The organism is Lederbergia panacisoli, from assembly GCF_024626525.1.
In the GTDB taxonomy this organism is placed as follows: domain Bacteria; phylum Bacillota; class Bacilli; order Bacillales; family Bacillaceae_C; genus Lederbergia; species Lederbergia panacisoli.
Map to the genome: position 1 here is coordinate 203,601 of NZ_JANJGU010000004.1, position 22,164 is coordinate 225,764.

Annotated in this window: 20 protein-coding genes; 14 read left to right on the top strand and 6 right to left on the bottom strand. The window is 38.2% G+C overall.

Annotated features, from left to right (window positions below):
- Nucleotides 1-11 precede the first annotated feature (11 nt).
- The 4 genes from leuC (at nt 12) to NQ185_RS08250 (ending at nt 3,702) form a co-directional block, all read left to right on the top strand.
- Nucleotides 12-1,427, top strand: coding sequence for a 3-isopropylmalate dehydratase large subunit (leuC, locus tag NQ185_RS08235; protein ID WP_257581173.1), 1,416 nt, complete (start codon nt 12-14; stop codon nt 1,425-1,427).
- Nucleotides 1,424-2,002: a 3-isopropylmalate dehydratase small subunit gene (gene leuD / locus NQ185_RS08240; RefSeq protein WP_257581174.1), complete on the top strand. Its 579-nt coding sequence runs from the start codon at nt 1,424-1,426 to the stop codon at nt 2,000-2,002. The genes leuC and leuD overlap by 4 nt, the downstream gene beginning before the upstream one ends.
- A gap of 459 nt (nt 2,003-2,461) precedes the next feature.
- Nucleotides 2,462-2,998, top strand: a complete 537-nt coding sequence (locus tag NQ185_RS08245; RefSeq protein WP_257581175.1) for an RNA polymerase sigma factor — start codon at nt 2,462-2,464, stop codon at nt 2,996-2,998.
- A complete protein-coding gene (locus tag NQ185_RS08250) occupies nt 2,977-3,702 on the top strand; it encodes a S26 family signal peptidase (protein WP_257581176.1) in 726 nt (241 codons plus the stop codon). Before NQ185_RS08245 ends, NQ185_RS08250 begins: the two co-directional genes overlap by 22 nt.
- 156 nt (nt 3,703-3,858) lie before the next feature.
- Here NQ185_RS08250 and NQ185_RS08255 read toward each other — a convergent pair whose 3' ends face one another.
- The 3 genes from NQ185_RS08255 to NQ185_RS08265 are packed head-to-tail and all read right to left on the bottom strand — an operon-like array spanning nt 3,859 to nt 5,791.
- Nucleotides 3,859-4,542, bottom strand: a complete 684-nt coding sequence (locus NQ185_RS08255) for a hypothetical protein (RefSeq protein WP_257581178.1) — start codon at nt 4,540-4,542, stop codon at nt 3,859-3,861.
- Nucleotides 4,539-5,423: an ABC transporter ATP-binding protein gene (locus tag NQ185_RS08260; protein WP_257581179.1), complete on the bottom strand. Its 885-nt coding sequence runs from the start codon at nt 5,421-5,423 to the stop codon at nt 4,539-4,541. The genes NQ185_RS08255 and NQ185_RS08260 overlap by 4 nt, the downstream gene beginning before the upstream one ends.
- Nucleotides 5,420-5,791, bottom strand: a complete 372-nt coding sequence (locus NQ185_RS08265) for a GntR family transcriptional regulator (RefSeq protein WP_257581180.1) — start codon at nt 5,789-5,791, stop codon at nt 5,420-5,422. The genes NQ185_RS08260 and NQ185_RS08265 overlap by 4 nt, the downstream gene beginning before the upstream one ends.
- Nucleotides 5,792-5,933: 142 nt before the next feature.
- Between NQ185_RS08265 and NQ185_RS08270 the strand changes: the two genes are divergently transcribed.
- Nucleotides 5,934-6,698 (top strand): AAC(3) family N-acetyltransferase, encoded by a 765-nt coding sequence (locus tag NQ185_RS08270; protein WP_257581181.1) that lies wholly within the window; start codon nt 5,934-5,936, stop codon nt 6,696-6,698.
- 160 nt (nt 6,699-6,858) lie between these two features.
- Here NQ185_RS08270 and NQ185_RS08275 read toward each other — a convergent pair whose 3' ends face one another.
- Nucleotides 6,859-7,641, bottom strand: a complete 783-nt coding sequence (locus NQ185_RS08275) for a YheC/YheD family protein (protein ID WP_257581182.1) — start codon at nt 7,639-7,641, stop codon at nt 6,859-6,861.
- 315 nt (nt 7,642-7,956) lie between these two features.
- On the opposite strand from NQ185_RS08275, the gene NQ185_RS08280 reads away from it, so the two are divergent.
- From NQ185_RS08280 to NQ185_RS08295, 4 genes are read left to right on the top strand one after another with little or no spacing between them, the layout of a single operon-like run.
- On the top strand, nt 7,957-10,125 hold the full coding sequence (locus NQ185_RS08280) for an MMPL family transporter (RefSeq protein WP_257581183.1): 2,169 nt from the start codon (nt 7,957-7,959) through the stop codon (nt 10,123-10,125).
- Between the two features lie 31 nt (nt 10,126-10,156).
- Entirely contained in the window at nt 10,157-10,891 is a 735-nt protein-coding gene (locus NQ185_RS08285) for a cytochrome c oxidase assembly protein (RefSeq protein WP_257581184.1), read from the top strand.
- A 16-nt stretch (nt 10,892-10,907) separates the two neighbouring features.
- Complete coding sequence (locus NQ185_RS08290; RefSeq protein WP_257581185.1) at nt 10,908-11,588, top strand: response regulator transcription factor; 681 nt, start codon at nt 10,908-10,910, stop codon at nt 11,586-11,588.
- Nucleotides 11,585-12,973 (top strand): sensor histidine kinase, encoded by a 1,389-nt coding sequence (locus NQ185_RS08295; protein WP_257581186.1) that lies wholly within the window; start codon nt 11,585-11,587, stop codon nt 12,971-12,973. Before NQ185_RS08290 ends, NQ185_RS08295 begins: the two co-directional genes overlap by 4 nt.
- A 25-nt stretch (nt 12,974-12,998) precedes the next feature.
- On the opposite strand, the gene NQ185_RS08300 is transcribed toward NQ185_RS08295, so the two are convergent.
- Complete coding sequence (locus NQ185_RS08300) at nt 12,999-13,460, bottom strand: hypothetical protein (protein WP_257581187.1); 462 nt, start codon at nt 13,458-13,460, stop codon at nt 12,999-13,001.
- A gap of 684 nt (nt 13,461-14,144) precedes the next feature.
- Between NQ185_RS08300 and NQ185_RS08305 the strand changes: the two genes are divergently transcribed.
- The 3 genes from NQ185_RS08305 to NQ185_RS08315 all read left to right on the top strand — a co-directional run bounded on the left by NQ185_RS08305 (nt 14,145) and on the right by NQ185_RS08315 (nt 18,420).
- Nucleotides 14,145-15,533 (top strand): TldD/PmbA family protein, encoded by a 1,389-nt coding sequence (locus tag NQ185_RS08305; protein WP_257581188.1) that lies wholly within the window; start codon nt 14,145-14,147, stop codon nt 15,531-15,533.
- A 3-nt stretch (nt 15,534-15,536) separates the two neighbouring features.
- Nucleotides 15,537-16,880: a TldD/PmbA family protein gene (locus tag NQ185_RS08310; protein WP_257581189.1), complete on the top strand. Its 1,344-nt coding sequence runs from the start codon at nt 15,537-15,539 to the stop codon at nt 16,878-16,880.
- Between the two features lie 184 nt (nt 16,881-17,064).
- Entirely contained in the window at nt 17,065-18,420 is a 1,356-nt protein-coding gene (locus tag NQ185_RS08315; RefSeq protein ID WP_257581190.1) for an MATE family efflux transporter, read from the top strand.
- Nucleotides 18,421-18,465: 45 nt separating this feature from the next.
- Here NQ185_RS08315 and NQ185_RS08320 read toward each other — a convergent pair whose 3' ends face one another.
- Complete coding sequence (locus tag NQ185_RS08320) at nt 18,466-19,899, bottom strand: phospholipase D family protein (protein ID WP_257581191.1); 1,434 nt, start codon at nt 19,897-19,899, stop codon at nt 18,466-18,468.
- Between the two features lie 171 nt (nt 19,900-20,070).
- Here NQ185_RS08320 and NQ185_RS08325 point away from each other — a divergent pair, with 171 nt between their 5' ends.
- Complete coding sequence (locus tag NQ185_RS08325) at nt 20,071-20,769, top strand: response regulator transcription factor (RefSeq protein WP_257581303.1); 699 nt, start codon at nt 20,071-20,073, stop codon at nt 20,767-20,769.
- A complete protein-coding gene (locus NQ185_RS08330) occupies nt 20,766-22,124 on the top strand; it encodes a sensor histidine kinase (protein WP_257581192.1) in 1,359 nt (452 codons plus the stop codon). The genes NQ185_RS08325 and NQ185_RS08330 overlap by 4 nt, the downstream gene beginning before the upstream one ends.
- Nucleotides 22,125-22,164: the final 40 nt, after the last annotated feature.

The following is a 22,164-nucleotide window of genomic DNA, read 5'->3' on the forward strand; positions in this document are numbered from 1 at the left end:
GGTGAAGAAAGATGGGCAAAACCATTATTGAAAAGATTTGGGAAAAGCATGTCGTTCATAGAGAAGAAGGGAAGCCGGATTTGCTATATATCGATCTTCATCTCGTTCACGAAGTTACTTCTCCGCAAGCTTTTGAAGGTTTGCGTTTGAATGGAAGAAAAGTGAGAAGACCTGATTTGACATATGCTACGATGGACCATAATGTTCCAACTCGATTAAATGAAGCTGTTTCGGATCCCATATCTCAGAAGCAAATGACAACACTCGAAAAAAACTGTGCCGAATTTGGTGTTCCTTTAGCAGGAATGGGTCATCCGGATCAAGGGATTGTTCATGTTATCGGTCCTGAACTTGGTTTAACTCAACCTGGAAAGACGATTGTATGTGGAGATAGTCATACTTCTACTCACGGAGCCTTTGGGGCATTGGCATTTGGTATTGGTACGAGTGAGGTGGAACACGTTCTATCTACACAAACGCTATGGCAGGCGAATCCGAAAACAATGCAAGTGAAGGTAAATGGAGAGTTAGGACCTGGAGTGACGTCGAAGGACTTAATTTTAGCGATCATTGCTAAATATGGGATTAATATTGGAACGGGCCATATTTTTGAATTTACCGGAAGTGCTATTAGAAATTTAACAATGGAACAACGGATGACTGTATGTAATATGTCGATTGAAGCGGGGGCAAAAGCAGGCTTGATCAGTCCTGATGAAACAACATTTGCTTATCTAGAAGGTCGACCGAACGTGCCAGCTGGTGAAGAATTTGAAAATTTGAAAGCGGAGTGGCGTGCGCTTGCGACTGATTCAGATGCGGTGTACGATGCTGTTATTGAAATCGATGCGTCTGATATTGAGCCTGTTGTTACGTGGGGCACGAACCCAGGTATGGGTGTAGGGGTAAATGGAATTGTTCCACGCCCAGAAGATGCAAAAACGGAAGCTGAAAAAGCGGAAATCGAAAAGGCCCTTGCGTATATGGGACTTGAAGGCGGAACAAAAATGACAGATATTGAAATTCAATATGTGTTCATCGGTTCATGTACGAATTCTCGAATCGAGGATTTGCGAGCTGCCTCTAAAATTGTGGCCGGCGAGAAAGTGAAGAGTGGCGTCAATGCGATTGTAGTACCTGGATCCCATTCGGTTAAGAGGCAGGCGGAAGAGGAAGGTTTAAATAAAATTTTCCTTGATGCTGGATTTGAATGGCGTGAATCTGGATGCAGCATGTGTCTTGCTATGAATGCGGACCAAGTTCCGGCGGGGATGAGATGTGCTTCAACATCAAATCGTAACTTTGAAGGCCGCCAAGGAAATGGCTCACGTACACATTTAGTCAGCCCTGCGATGGCAGCTGCTGCGGCAATTGCTGGTCGCTTCGTTGATGTTCGTACATTTAAACAAGAGGAGGCGCTAGTATGAAGCCGATTAAAGAAGTAACGAGCGTACTTGCGCCATTAGATCGTTCAAATGTAGACACAGACCAAATCATCCCGAAGCAATTTTTGAAAAGAATTGAGCGTACTGGGTTTGGAAAATACCTTTTTTATCATTGGCGTTTCGATGATAAGGGAGTAGAACGTGCGGATTTTGAGTTGAATCAACCAGAATATGCTAGTAGTGAAATTTTAATCGCAAGAGAAAACTTCGGCTGCGGCTCTTCCCGTGAGCACGCACCATGGGCTCTCGGTGATTACGGATTCAGAGTCGTCATCGCAATGAGCTTTGCGGATATCTTTTTTAACAACAGCTTCAAAAACGGACTTCTTCCAATCCAATTATCTGATACAGATGTTGAAGATTTACTTAAAAAGTCAAAAGAAAAACCGCTGAAGATCACCGTTTCACTCGAAACAGAAACTGTAGTGACAGAAGACGGCGACACCTACTCATTCAAAGTCGACCCATACCGTCGTCAAATGCTGTTGAATGGATGGGACGAAATTGCCTTAACATTGCAACTTGAAGATAAAATTGCAGCGTATGAGAATCGTTAAAAGTAATGTAAGCTACTCATTCCCTACTAAATCTTGATTTGGTAGAGGTGAGTGGCTTATTTTTTACCCTATGTAATAACTGAATGTTGAACTCACTGTATTTGGAAAATAAACGGAAAAATTCCGTTTAAATTGGCAAATACCCATATTTCTTTAAAAATGAAGGGGATTTTTCCGTTTATATCATCTAAATCATTGGATTTTGTCTTATTTAGAGTAGTTAATCGGAATATCTCCGCTTATATCTGCCTCTTGAGCTTCCCCTATACACATTAGCAGGAAATTCTCCGCCCATAAATCCTCATAGCTACAAGAAAATAAACAGAGTTATTTTTATCTTAGGCTAGGCAAATCCTAGGATATACCTTAGTACGAATACGAATAAGTTTTATTTGTTATAAAAATGATTGTAATACAATCTGCTTTTGTGCGTCTAATTGTATGAAGGGAGGGGAAGGGGTGCAAAAACATTCTATAGAAAAATGGTTTGAAGAATATCACGAGGATATTTACCATTATCTATTGTACCTTCTTGGCAACCATACTGGGGAAGCGGAAGATCTTCTACAGGAAGTATTTATAAAGGTTTTTAAGAAGATAGATTCGTTTAAACATGATTCTAGTCCGAAAACATGGCTTATTTCCATAGCAAGAAATACAGCTTTTGATTACTTAAGAAAAAGACGTTTTTTGTTTAATAAAAAAAGCAGTGACGATATGCATAATCTTATTTCTCCTTATGACAATCCAGAGAAGGATATTTTGGAAAGAGAAGATTTGAAAAAACTCTTTTCAATATTAAGTACATTAAAACCGAAATATCGGGAGGTACTATTTTTTAAAGTACACCAAGAATTAAGTACAAAGGAAACTGCGGTCCTCATGAATTGTTCAGAGAACAAGGTAAGGGTCATGCTGCACCGGGCAAAAATGGAGGTTAGAAAAAAATTTGATCATGAAGGGAGTGGATTTAAATGGCGGAATTTGAACAGTTAAAAATATTGAAGCAGCCTCTTCCATCACTTACTGAAAGAAAAAAGGCTGAGATTATACAAGCAATAAGAAAGAAATCTACGAATAAAAAGCGACTTTTCTATCTTCCTTTAATCGGAATGTGTTTAGCATTTACAATACTAGCGATCTTTTTAATTCCACTTCTTTCAGAGGTAAAGCATGTTAAAAATGCTACCATAATCGATCGGTCGACCCCAAGATATTTACCTTTTATTGAGTCGCTTCACGGTGATCAATATGTAATACAGTATATCTATGACGATATGGAGGAATGGCAATGGGAACACAGACTTATTGATAAGGATTTAATTGTTGAACCAAATTATAAAATCATTAATAGGGGAGATATCGTATATTTTAAACCAACAAAAGTTATGATTGAATCGGCTGTCCAATTATCTGAATTCGGTGTGTCACGCATAGTGGCATTGCCCGGAGAAACAATTAGTATTTCTAAGGGACAAATTATGATAGACGGCAAAAAACTGGAAACATATTATGGCCGCTTGAGGGATAGAGGGAAAGTGGTCGAAAATAGTAAAGAAAATATTGATCTTGATCCCGTTAATTTAGGGGCGAATGAGTATTACATTTTAGCGGATACATGGTGGAGGGGGCATCGATTAGAAAATGGGAAAATAACAAAAGAAGATATTACAGGGAAGATAATAGGGATTAGGGAATAAATTTATATGATAAGACTGAGCAATCTATATTTGTCTATCATCGGAGCTATGGTGGACAAAATCCTGAAGTGGGCGGGAAATATGTCCATCATCAATACTGTGTTAAACATAAAAAACGCCTCGCGGTACATTGAGTCAGTACCGCAAGGCGTTTTTTTAAACAGTTGCTCTTCTCAAGAAAAGGTACGAAAAGATAACGTAAAACAAAGTAGGAATAATGAGCCAGTATGCAAGCTGGACTGCAGTGTGTTCAATGAACCAATGAACAATATCCATCCAATATTCATAATACGTTACAAGCAATGCTGCGATACTTGCAATCAGTAAGGAAGTTATAGCTGCATAAACCATTCCTTTTTTTCCGAAGCGGCGGGCGAAGCTTGAAATCATTAGCCCTAGGAAAAATAGATTAATAAATAGGATGAAGTATATGGCGAGTTGTTCTAAGAGTGTTCCATCATTTAAGTATGGAAAGTGGAAAAAATGAAATTTTCCTCCCCAGCCATTTGTCCATTTTTCTATTGTTGAACAAATTATTAATAGTACTCCATAGGAGAAGTTCATGATGGCCGCCATGACAACCGTACCGATAAAGTAATCTGTCCTTCTAACCGACATACTGACGGCATATGAAAAGGTTTGGGCCACAACTAATATTCCCATCACTAGCATATATACAAAGATGTAAGAAACTCCGCCTGTATAAAATTGTTCCTTCGTTGTAATAAAGAGGCTCACGATTAAATTAATGATAAAGATTGAAAAAAGCATGATATTCGGTATTAAAAACCAACCCCATTTATCGCGAACATACATTTTTAAAACCTTTCGAATATTCATTTCGCCATCGCTCCTCGGTTTTTGGATTTCCCTTTCGTTAAATGAACGATCAACTGTTGCAAGGAAACTGGAGATATTTCAAGTCCCGGAATATGAAAATTATCATTTGCGTGACCTATGACAGTAGCAGAAAGCAACCCGCCAAATGGCTCACGATGAATAACTTCTTTTCCGGATATAAATGCCTCTACTTTTGCTGTTTGCCCTGTTACGGTAAAAGCCTTCCCTCTTAAATTCTCAGCATCTTCATCTATGATTAAGCTTCCCTTGTCTACGACTAAAACGTGTTCCAACAAATTACTCACTTCATCAATGAGATGGGTGGATAATATAACAGTCCGAGGATGCTCCGTGTAATCTTCCATTAATCGGTTATAAAATAATTCACGGGAAACAGCGTCCAAACCTAAATATGGCTCATCAAAAATAGTTAGTGGTGCTCTGCTCGCAAGTCCGATTACGATTCCAAGCGCGGAATGCATTCCACGGGAAAGCCCTCTATTTTTCTTTTTTAAAGGAAGATTGAAATCTTCGATTAACGAGTATGCATATTCCTCATCCCAGTTCGGAAAAAGTGACTTTGACACTTCCAAAATATCACGGACAGTAAAATTATCAGGGTATTTCTGACTTTCTTTTATAAAACAAATTTTATTTAATACTTTCGCATTTTCATAAGGTTCTTCACCAAATACCTTCAATTCACCGTTCGTAGGAAAAATTTGTGCGGTAATCATTTTCATTAATGTTGTTTTGCCTGCTCCGTTTCTCCCGAGAAGACCATAGATTTTATTTTCCTCAATTGAAAGGCTGATATCGTGTATGGCCTTTTGGTCATCGTATCGTTTATTTAATCGATTTACCTTCACTACCTCTGTCATCGATTTCCCTCTCCTTTCTTAATCATTTCCATTAGTTGTACCGTCGTAATTCCTAATTTTTCAGCCTCCTGAATCATTGTCACTACATATTGGTTGAAAAAATGTTCTCTTCGCTTCTCAATCACTTTCATACGTGCACCTTCTGCAACGAACATTCCAATCCCCCGCTTTTTATATAAGATTCCTTCATCGACTAGCAAATTTACGCCCTTCGCAGCTGTAGCAGGATTAATTTTATAAAAGTGAGCAAATTGATTCGTAGAAGGGACTTGCGATTCTTCTGGCAAGCCACCTTCTATAATGTCATCCTCAATGCGTTCTGCTATTTGGACAAAGATTGGCCGTCCATCATCAATTAAGTGCTTCATTTGGTTCACCACCGTATTGGTTAGTTACTCATGTAATTAACCATATAACGTAATGAAATCATTGTCAACTCTTTTTGAAAATCTTTTCATAATTGGGTGAAAATTATATAATTGAGAAAAAGAAAATGGCAGGGGTGGGAATATGCTTACAAAAAATCAATTAGTAGAAGACTTTAAAAGAATAGGAATAAAAGAAGGAATGGTTCTTGTTGTACATTCGTCACTACGAAACATTGGATATATAAAGGGCGGGCCTGAAGAGGTGATTGAAAGTTTAATAGAAATTTTAGGTGATGAAGGGACACTCGTCATGCCATCGATGACAAGTGGAGAGGATATATTTGATCCTAGAACAACACCAACGGATGGTATGGGGATTGTCGCTGAAACATTTTGGAGATTGCCAGGGGTCCTGCGAAGCATTCATCCAAATAGTGCATTTGCGGCATACGGAAAATATGCACATGAAATTGTAGCTGAACATCCAATCGATCAGCCAGAGGGAATTAATAGTCCAATCGGAAAGGTGTTCCAGCTTGATGGAAGGATTCTGCTGCTTGGTGTTTCTCATGATTCGAATACGACTATCCATTTAGCGGAATCTTTAAATGATGTACCGTACAGAACATTTTCAACAATACTCCTTTCCAACAATGGACAGATTAAAAAAGTGGAAGTTCCAATCATCAATCATTGCTGTCAAAATTTCAAAAAAGTGGAGCCATTACTTAAAGAAAAAGGCTGTCTTACTATACAAAAAATAGGAAATGGCATGTCCCAGTTTATGAAAGCAAGTGACGTTGTTGATGTGGCTAGTGTTCAGCTAAAAAAGAATCCATATTATTTTTTATGTGTAGATGATTGTGAAGAGTGTACAGAAGCCAGGGGATATGTACCAACTAAATAGAGAAGTTTATATTCCGTGTGACCTGGTAAAAGGTTTCGTCACTATTTAATACAGACATTGATAAACTAACATTTACAAGCTACCTAACGTTTGAAAGATAGCTTGTTTTTGCTAGGAAAATATAATAATTTTAGGGCCTGTTGACGATAGCCTTCATGTACTAAACTAGGAAGTCTTTTCTTTTTGCTTCCTCTTTTTGCATTTTCCTAATTCTGTATATTTTATTTAGGATTTCCCTATTCTCAACTTTTGCAAAGTTTCCAATTCCTGGGTAGGTGTTTACCTCGAATAAAATGGGATCTGCATTTGAATTAATCCCAAAATCGATACCATATTCCAAACGGGGATATTCGACGGAAACCAATTTAACTGCGGTGACGGAAATTTTTTCAAGGGTCTGAAGGAATGCCATCTTTTCTTGTTCGTCCATTCCTAGATGATCGTATAATAAATCAGAAATAGCCATAACTTGTGCCCCTTGATTTGCATTTACGATTCCATTTTCATATGTTTCAGCTGTAGAAATTTTTCCATACATTCCGGTAACTAGCCACTCTTCATTTAACTTTTGTACATGAACACGGATGGCAAGCGGATCCCCGTTTAAAGTAATACTATTGATTCCTTCCTGGACGATAAAGCCGCTATTAAATCGACCTTTAAAATCCAAGTTTGGATATTTTTCGGGATCGAAATCTTCAATAGAAGCGATAGGAATATTTAACTTCTTCCCTTTTGGTGTATAACCATTCATATTATAATTCCCATGTTCGTCTTGATAGACTTTGTAAATCCCCTTCCCTTGCCCTCCTTTATCGTGTTTTATATATACAAATTCATAGCTTTTTAAAAACTCCAATAGATTTTCGATACTAAATATTTTTGTTTTGGGGACGAAATTGGCGGTTAAATCATCCTGAGAGAATAGATTAAATTGGTACAATTTGCCCATCCTAAAAAACAATAAAATCACCTCATTTTTTATTACTAAAAAAGCGGGTCGAGTATGGTTTGGACATAAATAAAATATGCAAAAGGGCGAACTTTGCATATTCCTCTTATATAGTGATGTTAGAATTGCCTCCATTCGTACAGCATATGTTCCAAAAGAATTTTGACCTGTACAATCGACTAGATTCGATTATTTTACAATTAAATTCTCATTTGTAAGTTGCTTTAAACGAAATCTGCCATTCATATTCTGTTCATATTCATCTCCTACAATGAGGCTGATCTTAAATTGTAGGAGATGAATGACATGCTTCGACCATTTCGAAAACTAGTAAAATTCACAAGCAGCTCAAAAGGAGCAAAAATCACTGTAGTTTCATGGCTACTCGCCGTTTCTTTATTCAGTATATTTGCGCCAGGGGCTAAGGAATATGCTGTGAATAGTAAAGAGGTAAGCGTAGGAGGCGACAGGCCTTCAGAAATAGCCGACCATGTATTAAAAGAGCAATTTTCTAATAATGACGGGATACCGGCACTCCTTGTTTTCCATCGGGATGGGGAAATTTCAAGTGGAGACCGTGAGAAAATAGCAGAACTTAGTATGTGGTTGGCCTCTAATGAAAAGCCTAAACAAATCATTAGCGCATTACCTTTTCATCAGTTTCCGGAAAGTGTTCAAGATGAGATGTTCTCTAATGATGGCTCCACACTTCTTTTTAATATATCACTAGAATCTGATTTGGATTCCGACATTGCCCTCAAAACACTGGATCATGTAAGAGATAAAGTTGATGCGATTGGTTTAGGTGGAATGCAGTTTGAAATCACCGGTCCTGCCGGAATCTCAGCGGATACTATTTCTTTGTTTAAAAATGCAGATATTGTATTAATGCTTGCGACGGTAGGACTAATTTTTGTTATTTTAATTGTAATCTATCGTTCTCCATTAATTGCCATTACACCGCTTCTAATTGCAGGAATTGTCTATGGGGTGGTGGATCGTATTTTAGGGCTAGCTGGAAAATACGATTGGTTCACAGTGGATAGTTCTGGGATTTCCATTATGCTAGTCTTACTCTTCGCTGTTTTAACAGATTATAGCTTATTTGTATTTTCGAGATATCGAGAGGAGTTAAAAAGGCAGGAATCCCAATATGCTGCAATGGGAGAAGCAATCTATCACGTTTCGGAGCCGATCGTATTTAGTGGTGGAACGGTATTTCTCGCCATGTTGACGTTATTTGTTACAGTGTTTCAACCATATAATCATTTCGCACCCGTTTTTTCGGTGGCGGTTATCGTGATTTTATTAGCTGGTCTAACACTAATTCCAAGCATTTTTGCCTTAATGGGTCGAAAAGCATTCTGGCCATTTGTTCCAAAGGTTGAAAGTGTAAAAAAGGTGAAGATAGGCCTCTGGAATAAAATTAGCAAGCTTGTTATGAAGCGTCCTGCCGTCTTTGCGGGGATTCTGCTCACCATTTTATTAATCGGAGCCTTTAACTTTTCATCCGTGAAGTATTCATTTAATTTATTAAAATCATTTCCGGAAGACATGCCTTCAAGACAAGGATTTGAGCTGCTTGAGAAAAATTACCCTGCTGGCCAATTGGCTCCTGTAAATATCGTGCTGCTATCGAAGAAGGAGTTTGAATTAAACGATGATTTATTCACGAACGCAAATAATCTTATCGAAAAATTAAGGGACCAAAAAGGTGTTAGCACTGTTACTCCGGTTATTAAAGATACAAACTTGTCTAAATCAAAAAAGGCGATTCGGCTCCAGTTGATTTTGGATGATAACCCATATGATGCAGTGGCACTCGACACTGTTAAAAAGTTGCGTGATTCAACTGAAACATTATTAAAAGAAAGTGGTTTTTCTGAAACAGATGTGAAGATGCACTTTGCTGGGCAGACAGCACAACAAGTGGATGTAAGGCAAATGAACGTGCGGGATATGATCGTGTTATTTTCACTTGTCACGGTTTTACTTACGTTCATCCTAGGCTTCCAAACTCATTCTGTACTATTGCCGATCTTAATGATGTCAACTATATTATTATCTTACTTTTCGACTCTCGGCTTTGGCTGGTGGATTTTTCATCATTGGATGGGCTATGATGCTATTAGTTATCGCCTTCCTGTCTATACGTTTGTGTTCATGGTGGCACTTGGAATCGACTATAACATTATGCTCGTCTCCCGTATACGCGAGGAGGCGCAAAGGCTGCCATGGAAGGAAGCTGTCGGAAAAGGCGTTGCTTTAACTGGTGGAGTCATTTCTTCGGCAGGACTAATTCTAGCTGCAACCTTTGCAGTCTTAATGACACAACCTTTACAGGAACTATTTTTATTCGGTTTTACGATGGCGATGGGTATTTTGCTGGATACATTTTTAATAAGAGGAATTTTCTTGCCGTCTATTTTGATTTTGACACATAAGGACAAGAAGCGAGAAATAAGTATCAAATGAATAAATTTGTTCTTAAGCAAGGAGGAGGAGCATGTTCAATAGTGTATTGCTTGAAGGTCAACTAGAGTGGAACTTCCCGGTATTATTCATTCTTGCAATAATCACTATTTTATATGCTCTCTCGCTCATTTATTTTACAAATATTAAAATCTATCACGTGAGACCGATTCTTTTTTTCGTTGGCATCAGTTTATTTTACCTAGTAATCGGGAGTCCATTATCTATCATCAGTCATCTCTCATTTAGTTTTCATATGATTCAAATGAGCATTCTTTATTTTATTGTCCCGCCGCTGCTTTTATTAGGAATTCCAGTTAAATTTAAGATAGATGCTTTATCGTACATTGCCTTAGTTTTATTTGCCATCTTGTTTTTTCTTTATCATTTGCCATTTGTATTACAGACACTTTATCAAATCTCTTATTTACACAAAGGGTATACATCCTTGCTTTTTGTATTAGCTATTCTTATGTGGTGGCCGATTGTAAAGTTGGGAAATAAGCGGTTTACTATATGGAGTGGTCTCCTCCTCACTCCTGCTTGCTTATTATTTATTGTCAATGGCATCATGGGGGGAATAACGAACCCATTTTTGCAGGGGCTGGTATTAAGTCTTTGTTTGCCGGAACATATAAATGTAGTGGAATTACTCCCTTTTCATATTAATCCAAGAGTTGATCAAATTTCGGGTGGAATTGTCATGATGGGGTTGCATAAATTTGGCCTTATGCTTATCTCTCGCTTCAGTTTCACCTATACACAATAAAAAAGGAAGATCTAGCATGAAAACACATATTTTAATCGTAGATGATGATCCTCATATTCGGGAGTTGTTGCGGCTGTATTTACAGAAGGAACGATTTATGGTAGTGGAAGCTGGGGATGGAAATGAAGCATCCAAGCTGCTTGAAACTGAACAAGTTCACCTTGCGATTGTTGATGTTATGATGCCAAAAAAAAATGGCTGGGAATTATGTGAGGAGATCCGCGAATATTACGATATTCCTGTTATTTTACTTACAGCTAGAGGTGAATTGGAAGATAAGGCGAAAGGATTTTTGTCGGGTACAGATGATTATGTCGTAAAACCATTTGAACCAGAAGAACTTCTTTTCCGGATTCGCGCCCTGCTTCGCAGATATCAAATGGTATCAGATAATATTATTTCGATGAATGATACAGTTATTGATCGGAATAATTACGAAGTAAGAGTTAGGAATCGGAGTTTTGTTTTGCCGCTTAAGGAATTTCAGTTGCTTGCACAGCTTGCGAGTCAACCTGACCGGATGTACACGAGGGAGCAACTCATACAGCTTATATGGGGAAATGACTTTGAAGGGGATAGTAGGACAGTCGATGTCCATATTAAAAGACTGCGCGAGCGTTTTCGGGGTATAACGGATGATTTTCAAATTATCACAGTCCGTGGTCTTGGCTATAAGTTAGAGGTAAAAGGCGAATGAAAACTTTATATGTAAGGATTGTTCTAACCTTTATGTTGGTAGCGCTAGTTAGCGGCATCATCGCCTTTTTATTTTCCAACCTTTATTATCACGCGAAGCTAAAAGAATATAATGAGGAAAAAATAAAAGAAATTGCGAATGAGATTGTATTTCTCTACGAAAACTCCAATGGAATCGACATTCATGAATATTTAACTAGCGTAGCAAACATGAATTTCCAGCTTTACTTAGTGGATCAACATATGGTCGGCGTGCAATTTGGGGATCCATTTCGTCATTATGAATTGGATAAGTCCATCATTCAATCTGTTCTAGATGGACATACGTACCACGGGATTAGTGAGTTTAAAAGCAATCTATTTGTCACGGGCTTTTTCAAAGATGATGTAAAAAATAGTATCGGTGTTCCGATTAAAGTCAATGACAAGAGGGAAGCATTATTCGTCCGCCCCAATGTAGAAAAGCAGTTTGGAGAAATGCGAATCGTTTTTAGCATCATATTAGGCTTAACTTTTTTCATCAGTATGCTAATGATTGTTGTTTTCGCGACATTTCTCGTTCGGCCAATCAAAAAGTTAACGAAAGCAACTCGGAAAATCGCAAGTGGAAATTTTGATTTCACTTTTGACAGTCATCGTTCTGATGAAATTGGAGCATTGGCGAAAGACTTTGAACGGATGGCGAAATCATTGGAGAAATTGGATGAAATGCGGCAAGAATTCGTTTCGAATGTATCGCATGAAATCCGATCACCACTAACCTCCATTCAAGGATTTACGAAGGCAATCCGTTCAAAGATGGTAAGCGAAGAAGAGGCAGATCGTTACTTGGGGATTATCGAAAAAGAGACAAGCCGTTTATCTTCTCTCAGTAAACAACTGTTGATGCTTTCCTCTCTTGATAAAGAAGTGCAAGCTGTCAAAATGAGTCGATTTCGTCTTGACGAACAAATTAGGGAAATCATCTTGCTTACAGAGTGGGAATGGAATAAGAAAAGTTTGCGGATGGAGTTGGATTTACCAGAACTTGTGATTGAAGCAGATAAACAGTTATTGTTCCAAGTGTGGATGAATTTGCTTACAAATAGTATTAAGTTTACACAGGAAAACGGAGCGATTCATATCTTGATTATGGTAGATGAAGATATAATTGTAACCTTACGTGACACGGGCATCGGAATGTCGGCTGAAGAACTGCCGCAAATATTCGACCGCTTTTATATGGGAGATAAATCCCGAGATCGAACAAAGTCCGGAAGTGGGCTTGGATTATCTGTTGTGAAAAAAATTATAGAACTTCATAGAGGTTCTATTAATGTCGAGAGTGAAATTGGAAGAGGGACGAAATTTATAGTAAGACTGCCCAAAAAACGAAAGACTTCATGATGGAGGCCTTTCGTTTTTATATAATTTAAAATCTGAAACTCACGACAAAGATGACTGATAAAACTAATAAAACGGAAATCAACATCATTGTAATATACATATTTATACTTGCTGGATGCGTAACGACGCTGCCTTCTTTTTCAAGAGTGTTAAATTTTTTTACAACCCTACGTCCGAATATACTTACGGCAATAATCGTAAAAAGAACCGTCACTCCGCCAATCCGTTCCATAAACTCCAAGTAAAAGGGCTTTGGCGAATCTCCAAAGTTCATTGCAATAATCATAAAAATCCCACTGAGCAGAACGAAAAAGGCACTTGGGTGAACGATAGAATTGACTACTTTCGTCATTTTTTTAACGATTGTTGACAGCTCTTTTGAACCAAGATGTTTTTTCATCATAAATAATATAATGGCAACAGCCAAAAGGGAACCAACCCAAACCGAAATCCCCGCAAAGTGCAAGAATAACCAATATTTAAACATACATATCTCCTCCTTATTATCAGTTTAAGAGTCTTGTATGAATTACAGATGAACAGAACGTTACAAGGGGTCAGCATGAGGGCTGTTAATGTAAAAGATTCCTGGGAGACAAGGTGATTTTTAGGAACTTTAATTATACTCTTCAACCGACCGCTTCTATTGGGATTAGCACATTATCCATCCCGACTGAACGCTTAATCGCCCACTGGCTCTGGTATTCCTATGCTATTTGTCCGAATGAACGCTCAATCGCCCACTGACTCCGATTTTTCTATGCCATTTGTCCGTATGAACGCTTCAAACGGCCACTGCCTCTGATTTTCTTAAGCTGTTGGTCCGACTGAGTGCTCAATCGGCCACTTATTTTAATTTCCCCAAACTGTTGGTCCGACTGAACGCTCAATCGGTCACTGACTCTAGTTTTCCCAAGCAGTTTGTCCGATTGAACGCTTTACAAGGATTGAGGGGATGTTTTTTGTCTCATTGATTGGTAAAGATATCCCTTATATAAGGTCCCCTTCTATTTCCCATAAAGTAATGGGATGGGAGAGGGTTTATTGCGGAGAGTCTGAATTGATGAATTTTCAAATTAATATAAATGTTTTTTTCAAAGTGGCAAAAAAACCAGTTTAATATAGTAAACTATTAATAAATGTTTTTAATCTGCAAGGAGGGAAGAGCTACATGCTAAGTAAATCAGTAATCGAGGATGTTATATCCGCTGCACTATCAACAGGTGGGGATTTTGCTGAGGTGTTTGCTGAAGATCGTTTTTCCAATTCTTTAGTTCTTCAAAACGGTAAAATGGAAAAGAGTAATTCTGGAAGGGATGCAGGTGTAGGGATACGTGTCTTTAATGGTCTTCAAAGTGTTTATGCGTATACGACCGATTTTTCAAAAGAAGGGCTCATAAAAGCGGCTAAAAATGCAGCGCATGCCATTCAAGCGGATGTCAGACATATTCCAGCTGCACTTGAACAGGAGACTAACGAACCCTTACATAAAATCATTCATATGCCACAAACGATTGGAAATGCTCGTAAAGTAGCAGTCATGAAAAAAGCATACGATATTACCAAAAACTATCACCCCAGTATTGCGCAAGCGACTATTAGCTTACTTGATCATGAACAAAATGTGTTAATTGCCAATTCGGAAGGAAAATTCGTGGAAGATAAACGAGTTAGAAGCCGTCTTGCTATTCAAGCAATTGCTTCTGATGGCAAGCAGATGCAACCGGGATTCTATGGACCAGGAGCTTATAAAGGTTTTGAATTTTTCGAGGAATTGGATCTCGAACATTATGCCAGCGAAGCAGCACGAATTGCTGTGACAATGCTCCATGCTGAAGAATGTCCGAGCGGAAAATTCCCTGTCATTATTGACAATGAGTTTGGCGGCGTTATTTTTCATGAAGCATGTGGACATGGTTTGGAAGCGACTTCTGTTGCGAAAAGTAATTCTGTTTTTGCGAATCGCATCGGGGAAAAAGTGGCGCCCGAAATCGTCACTTATATTGATGATGGGACACTTCCAAATGAATGGGGATCCCTTAACATTGACGATGAAGGGGAAAAAGTTCGTAAAAATGTTCTCATCGAAAATGGCATTTTAAAAGGATATTTGATTGATAAATTTAATGGACGCCGCATGGGAATGGAAGCGACCGGTTCTAGTCGACGTGAATCTTACCGATTTAATCCGACTTCGAGAATGACGAACACTTTTATCGCACCTGGAAAATCAACTCCTGAAGAAATTATCGCTTCTACGGAGAAAGGTCTATACGCAAAATATATGGGTGGTGGTTCGGTAAATACCGCAACCGGAGACTATAACTTTGCCATTATGGAAGCCTATCTCGTGGAAAATGGGAAAATTGGTGCACCTGTAAAGGGAGCCACTTTAATTGGGAATGGACCGAAAACACTCCAACTTGTAGATATGGTTGGTAATAATTTGGCACATGGAGCGGGGATGTGCGGATCTGTAAGTGGCAGTCTTCCGGTCAATGTTGGTCAGCCGATGATTCGTGTTAGTGAAATAACCGTTGGCGGAACGAAGGGAGAGTAAATCATGAAGATTGAAAAATTCCAGGAAATGCTGTTGGCTCAGGGGCTTTCACATGATTTTGAGGACATGGAAATTTATTATGAAAAATCAAAGCGCTTCGCTTGTGATGTGTACAAAGGTGAATTGGATCATTATGAAACAGCGGAAGATGGCGGAATATCCTTTAGAGGAATATATAATGGAAAAATGGGTTACGCCTATACGGAAAAATTTGATCTTGAATCCATTTCATTTTTACTAGAAAGAGCAAAAGCGAATGCAAAGGTAATTGAAGAGGAAGAGCAGGATGATATTTTTTCCGGAAGCGATGAGTATGAAGAAAAGGATTTTTATTCGGAAAGCCTAGATGCTGTACCGATCCCTGATAAAATTGAATTATTAAAGGAAATAGAGCGTAAAGTTTCAGATTATGACCCACGTATCGCGTCTCTTAATTATTGCAAACTGATTGAGCAATCAAAAGAGAGGCTGCTTGCCAATAGTAAAGGCTTAGTGCTTCACGATCGTATGAACTACCTTGGTGTCGTGTTGTCTGTCGTCGTTAAGCAAGGTGATGAAACGAAAAGTGGATTTACGGTAAAAGTTACGAAAGATTTCTCCGAATTGAATGTGGATGATATTGTGAAAGAAGCTGCGGAAGAGGCCCTTTCGTATTTAGGTGAACAATCGATTCCAAGTAAACGATACCCGATCATCCTGCGCAAAGATGCAGCGGCAGACCTTCTCGATACCTTTACTTCTGTATTTTCCGCGGAAGTTGCTCAAAAAGGCCGTTCGCTATTAAAAGATAAAGTAGGAGAGAAAATTGCAGCTGAAAACGTGAAAATAGTGGATGACCCTTTTTATGAGGAAGGTTTTTCAAGCCGAAACTTTGATGGAGAAGGCGTAGCCTCCAAATTATGCAACGTGGTCGAAAACGGTACTTTGAACACGCTGCTCCACAATCAGAAAACAGCAAAAAAAGCTGGTGTGGAATCAACAGGTCATGCTTATAAACCTTCATATAAAGGGACACTTGTTATTGCACCTTCTAACTTTTATATCATACCGAGTGAAAAGACGTATGATGAATTAATCGCGTCCCAAAACGAAGCGGTTATTGTGACAAAACTGTCCGGCTTGCATTCTGGTGCTGACACAGTATCAGGCGATTTCTCGGTTGCTGCAAATGGTTTTTACGTGAAGGACGGAAAAGTTGAAACACCTGTCAAGCAAATGACGATTGCTGGAAACTTTTTCAAGTTGCTTAAGGACATCCAAGAAATTGGCTCAGATTTATATGTATCATCAAGTGGGATTGGTTCTCCTTCTTTGCTGTTGAAGGAATTGTCGGTAACAGTGGACTAATATGGAACAAAAATAATATGAAAAGCGAGTTGCCATTTGTATAGGCAGCTCGCTTGTTTTTTACTTCCTAGGTTAAGTATAACACATAATAAAATAAATTTTCAGACTGTTTTTCCATAATTTTCACCTTTAAAATAAGAGCACATGTTAAAAAATGGATGGATAGACCACTGAGGAGGATTTTATGGAAAGTAAAAAGGCTCAAACATTAACATTATTTGCCCTTGCTTGGCCGATTTTGATCGAAATCCTGATGTTAAGATTAATGGGAATCGCCGATACCTTTATGCTCAGTCATTATTCTGATAATGCTGTTGCCGCCGTTGGCTTTTCCGATCAAATTCTCGCAATGACAGTTATGCTTTGTAGTATGGTGACAATCGGTACGACAATTTTAGTCTCACGATATGTAGGGGCGAAAGATGAACAAAGTGCTTCAGAAATCACTAGAGTCTCAATTTCTTTAAACTTCCTGTTTGGTTTATTTATTGGTCTGATTTTAATCATTTTTGCTTCAGATCTATTACGGCTGATGGGGCTCCCCTCTGAATTAATGAAAGATGCGACAATTTATATGGTCATCATTGGAGGCTTTACATTCGTCCAATCATTGATGTTAACGGCATCAGCAGTTATTAAAGGGCATGGATTAACAAAACAAGTCATGTACGTTATGACAGGAGCCAATATCCTCAATATTATTGGAAACTATTTATTTATTTTCGGTCCTTTCGGCATTCCTGTTCTTGGTGTTAAAGGGGTGGCAATTGCAACCGTTGCAAGTCGTTTTATCGGAACGATCGTCTTATTTGTCATTTTAAAAAAGCAGATTGGAGAATCCATCCCACTATCCAAGCTATTCCGTTTTCCAAAACTTCACGTGAAAAATCTATTGAAAATTGGAGTTCCTTCATCGGTCGACTCCATCGCGTGGAACTTACAGATGGTCGTGGTTACTATTTTTATAGCCATGATTGGAACGACTGCCTTAACGACAAATGTATATACTACTAATTTAAGAGCCTTTATTACGATGTTTTCAGGAGCGCTTGGTCAAGGTACGTTAATTCTTATTTCCCGTAAAATTGGACAGAAAAAAATGGATGAAGCTTACGGGCAAAGCATGCACATATTTAAAATAGCAGCTTTTGTAGCATTTTGTGTAGCAGGGTTATTTTTTATTTTTTCAAAGCCTCTACTTAAAATCTTTACCAATAGCCCTGATATTATTATGCTTGGCTCTTCTATCATTTTATTAACATTATTGCTTGAACCAGGACGCGCCTTTAATCTTATTTTTAATAATTCTCTAAAAGCTGCCGGTGATGTAAACTTTCCCGTTGTAGTTGCAATCTTAGGAATGTGGTTAATTAGTGTCCCGACTGCCTATATACTAGGCATTCATTTTGGATTGGGCTTAATTGGTGTTTGGATAGGCTTCGTTGTAGATGAATGGGTAAGGGGAATTATCTTAAGAAGGCGTTGGAAATCAAGAGTATGGGAAGATAAATCGAAGGCGTTGGAAGCAGCGAAATCTTGATGTATGTATAGTGCAGGCGGCGGATAACACCGCCTGCTTTGTAGATTAATAGGTAGTAAAATACAGCCACTTTTGAATGATATATACTACTCTCTGCATCGTCGTAAGCGAATTTTGATATTTTTCAAAATCAAGGGTGAACTCTCCATCCCGATTGTTCCATTGACGATCAAAATAGTCATCCAAATCTTTAGCAAGAAGGGAGTTCACTTTCGCTTCAACCTTAACATTCGTTTCCAAATTGAAATTATCCATATTTCGCTGGGTAAAGTTTGTGGAGCCGCCAATAATCGTGATTTTGTCTTTTTTCTTAATATAAAGCAGCTTAGGATGATATTGCTCTTCTCCTGTGTTATACCAGCGAATGTGAATATTCCCATCTGACTTTTCATGTAATTCCTGGGCTACCGGTCGATTCGGCAGCCCTGATTTTTTAGATCCAAACGCATTTTCATTTGGATCTAAAATCAAATTTATATTTACTCCACGAGTACTTGCTGACAGCAATTCCTCAATCACTTCTCGTTCCGCCAAATAAAACATCGCCATCCAAATTTGGTCGCCTTTTTCGGCTTTTTCCAGTGAATCAATCACTTTATTTGCTACTTTTCCTTCCGTTACAAGCTGTACGGCAACATCCCCGGATTCATTTTTTGCCTTGTACGTGGGCAATACATATCCTTCAGCTAAATTGGCTGCCGCTTGCTCTGACTTTAATACATCCTCAATAATGGAACCTTCCACTTCGAATCCAATATTTGAGTGATACGCACTCGCATCATGGGGATTTCCTGATAAAATAAAAGCCTTTTTATCTGTGGCAACTGTTTTTCGATGATTCGCTTTAACGTTAAGTAATTTGAGATAGGAGCGGAGTGTCATATCTGGGGCTTCGTCCGCCATCATATTGGGGAGTGTTCCTTTTCCTTCTTGACCAAACCACTGAAAAAACATCCGCCATATTGCGGAATAAAGAGGATTGGAGTCTCTGAGTGAATCAACATCTGTCAACAATACCTTTATTCCATGGCCCTTCAGCTTTTCGAATTGCCAATTTTTATGAGAGCCGTACGAAGTATTAATTTCATCAGTAATTAATATTATTTCAATATTGGGATTGCGTTTCTTTTTTTCGATAAGGACATCAATTAATGAAGTGCTTAAGGGAGGAAAATCTAACCCCTGATTGTAGTAATCGTTGAATAAGAAAAAGTCCATTATCACAAACTTCTCAGCATCATCAATTGCTTGAAAAATAGTGTCAAAAATCTCTTGCTCATGCACTGTTTCTTTGTCTTTTTTGTATGTTAAATCATATAAAAACTGCACTTGATCTTCTTGTATATGATGAACGTCCCCCTCATAAGACACACCTTTCGGCAATGGCTTATTTTCTTGATAATAGATGGTGCCTATATAAAAACATAAGAACAATAGAAGACATGCTATAAAAATTCTTTTTTTATGCTTTTTTGACATTTGGCTTCCCCTCTCTATTATCCGTGTTATTCCCGAATAATCGTTTTGAAAAACAAAGGAAGAACATAAGCTGAGAGTTGGAAACAACAGAGTGTTGAGACATACTAAAGATATGCAGCTGAATAAAAGATGATAATTTTTATATATAGGTTTAAGTGAGGGATGATCATGATGAACAAACCGCGAATTTTAATTGTGGAAGATGAAGAAAAAATAGCCAGATTACTTGAAATTGAGCTTACTTCCGAAGGCTATGAAACAGAGAAGGTGTATGACGGAATGGAAGGATTTGCGATATTTCAAAAAGAAAAGTGGGATTTAATTCTGCTTGATGTAATGTTGCCGGGATTGAGTGGCATTGAACTGCTGCGCCGCATCCGGTCTACTGAATTGAATATACCTGTTATTTTATTGACTGCGAAAGATTCGGTAGAAGACAAAGTGGCGGGACTTGATCTTGGAGCCAATGATTATATTACGAAGCCGTTTCAGATAGAGGAGTTGCTGGCAAGAATTAGGGCGGCGTTAAGATTGAATTTACAGCAAGCACCTTCGGTTAAAGATTTCAATTGGCTTGAATTTTCGGATTTAAAATTAAGTGAAGATACGAGAGAAGTTTACAGAGGGGAAGATCTAATTGAACTGACCCCGCGTGAGTTTGATCTTCTGGCCTTTTTGTTGAAAAACGCGCGCCATGTTTTGAATAGGGAGCAATTATTAAATGGTGTATGGGGTTATGATTATTTTGGGGATACGAACGTAGTGGATGTGTATATCCGTTATTTGCGAAATAAATTAGATAAACCGTATGATCGTGCTCTTATTCATACAGTTAGAGGGATCGGCTACGTGCTGAAGGATGAACAATGAAACTTCATACTAAAATAAATCTCTATACTTCAGTTATGTTTATTCTTTTACTTGTATTGGTCAATAGCGCCATCTATTTCTCTTTTAATCGTTTGATGCTTAATCACGAATTGGAACGAACCGGAGCTGAAGCGTTAAAAACTGTAGAGGGTATGAACAAGGCAAATACCGAGATTAACATAAGGGATTTGCTTAAAGCGTATGTGCCTGTTAATGGGATGGTTAAAATTGTAGAAACGAATGGGAAATCAGACATAACCATTACAGACCCTAATCAAAAGCACTTAATTGAAAGGCCTACTTCCTATTACGGGAAGGAAATAAAAAAGATCATTCAATACAAAAAACTTCCTCATACTTTCATATCGATTCCTATTATTACGAGGGATGGAAGAATTGCTAATTTGCAAATGACTGAAAGCTTGGAAGGAACTGCCCATATCTTAAGCATACTAAGAATTGTGTTAATTACGATTACAATGATTGCGACTATACCTGTTTTACTTTCTTCACGGATTTTGAGTAATTTTATTTCTAGACCGATTTTAACGATGATCCAAACAATGGCTGAAATTAGGAAGAGTGGTAAATATAATCGGATATCATTGCCAAAGAAATCCAATGATGAATTATCAATAATGGGAGAGACTTTTAATGCGATGATTGACCAACTGGAAATAAATTATGAACGCCAGGAACAATTTGTAATGAGTGCTTCCCATGAATTAAAAACACCTCTTACCATCATTGAATCCTATGCTAGTTTATTAAAAAGACGGGGATTACAGCAACCAGATCTTTTTTATGAATCAGTGGAGGCAATCCATTCCGAGGCTATACGAATGCGAGAATTGACACAACAATTATTATTACTCGCTAAACACGAGGAAAAGTGGAATATTGTGGCGCAAATGGTCAACTTAGAAGAAGTGGCTGCCGACACCATCCAATCTTTCGGCACTGCTTTCGGAAGAGAAATCGTGCTGAAAGTAAGGGCGCGCATTACTGTGTACACAGACAAGGAGAGATTAAAACAAATAATTTATATATTAATGGAAAATGCCTGCAAATATAGCGAGGCTCCCATTACAATTCAGATCGATAGAGAAGGTGATAAAGGATTAATCGAAATTCTCGATCGTGGAATAGGTATTCCTTCTTCTGATATATCAAAAGTGTTTGATCGCTTTTATCGAGTGGATACAGCAAGGACGAGGAAAACAGGGGGATTTGGCCTCGGCCTGTCGCTTGCTAAGGAAATTGCCGATGCGATAAACGTTCAAATCAAATTGCTAAGTGAGGAGGGAAAGGGGACAACGGCACAAATACATCTTCATCTAGCCGATTCTAATTAAATTCTCATTTTCATCTGGTATGGTGCAGTTAATATGATTA

Bases quoted from the DNA above. Each gene is read 5' to 3' on its own strand.
- leuC (WP_257581173.1), top strand. From the start codon at position 12: ATGGGCAAAACCATTATTGAAAAGATTTGGGAAAAGCATGTCGTTCAT.
- leuD (WP_257581174.1), top strand. From the start codon at position 1,424: ATGAAGCCGATTAAAGAAGTAACGAGCGTACTTGCGCCATTAGATCGT.
- NQ185_RS08250 (WP_257581176.1), top strand. From the start codon at position 2,977: ATGGCGGAATTTGAACAGTTAAAAATATTGAAGCAGCCTCTTCCATCA.
- NQ185_RS08255 (WP_257581178.1), bottom strand. From the start codon at position 4,542: ATGAATATTCGAAAGGTTTTAAAAATGTATGTTCGCGATAAATGGGGT.
- NQ185_RS08260 (WP_257581179.1), bottom strand. From the start codon at position 5,423: ATGACAGAGGTAGTGAAGGTAAATCGATTAAATAAACGATACGATGAC.
- NQ185_RS08265 (WP_257581180.1), bottom strand. From the start codon at position 5,791: ATGAAGCACTTAATTGATGATGGACGGCCAATCTTTGTCCAAATAGCA.
- NQ185_RS08270 (WP_257581181.1), top strand. From the start codon at position 5,934: ATGCTTACAAAAAATCAATTAGTAGAAGACTTTAAAAGAATAGGAATA.
- NQ185_RS08280 (WP_257581183.1), top strand. From the start codon at position 7,957: ATGCTTCGACCATTTCGAAAACTAGTAAAATTCACAAGCAGCTCAAAA.
- NQ185_RS08285 (WP_257581184.1), top strand. From the start codon at position 10,157: ATGTTCAATAGTGTATTGCTTGAAGGTCAACTAGAGTGGAACTTCCCG.
- NQ185_RS08290 (WP_257581185.1), top strand. From the start codon at position 10,908: ATGAAAACACATATTTTAATCGTAGATGATGATCCTCATATTCGGGAG.
- NQ185_RS08295 (WP_257581186.1), top strand. From the start codon at position 11,585: ATGAAAACTTTATATGTAAGGATTGTTCTAACCTTTATGTTGGTAGCG.
- NQ185_RS08300 (WP_257581187.1), bottom strand. From the start codon at position 13,460: ATGTTTAAATATTGGTTATTCTTGCACTTTGCGGGGATTTCGGTTTGG.
- NQ185_RS08305 (WP_257581188.1), top strand. From the start codon at position 14,145: ATGCTAAGTAAATCAGTAATCGAGGATGTTATATCCGCTGCACTATCA.
- NQ185_RS08310 (WP_257581189.1), top strand. From the start codon at position 15,537: ATGAAGATTGAAAAATTCCAGGAAATGCTGTTGGCTCAGGGGCTTTCA.
- NQ185_RS08315 (WP_257581190.1), top strand. From the start codon at position 17,065: ATGGAAAGTAAAAAGGCTCAAACATTAACATTATTTGCCCTTGCTTGG.
- NQ185_RS08320 (WP_257581191.1), bottom strand. From the start codon at position 19,899: ATGTCAAAAAAGCATAAAAAAAGAATTTTTATAGCATGTCTTCTATTG.
- NQ185_RS08325 (WP_257581303.1), top strand. From the start codon at position 20,071: ATGAACAAACCGCGAATTTTAATTGTGGAAGATGAAGAAAAAATAGCC.
- NQ185_RS08330 (WP_257581192.1), top strand. From the start codon at position 20,766: ATGAAACTTCATACTAAAATAAATCTCTATACTTCAGTTATGTTTATT.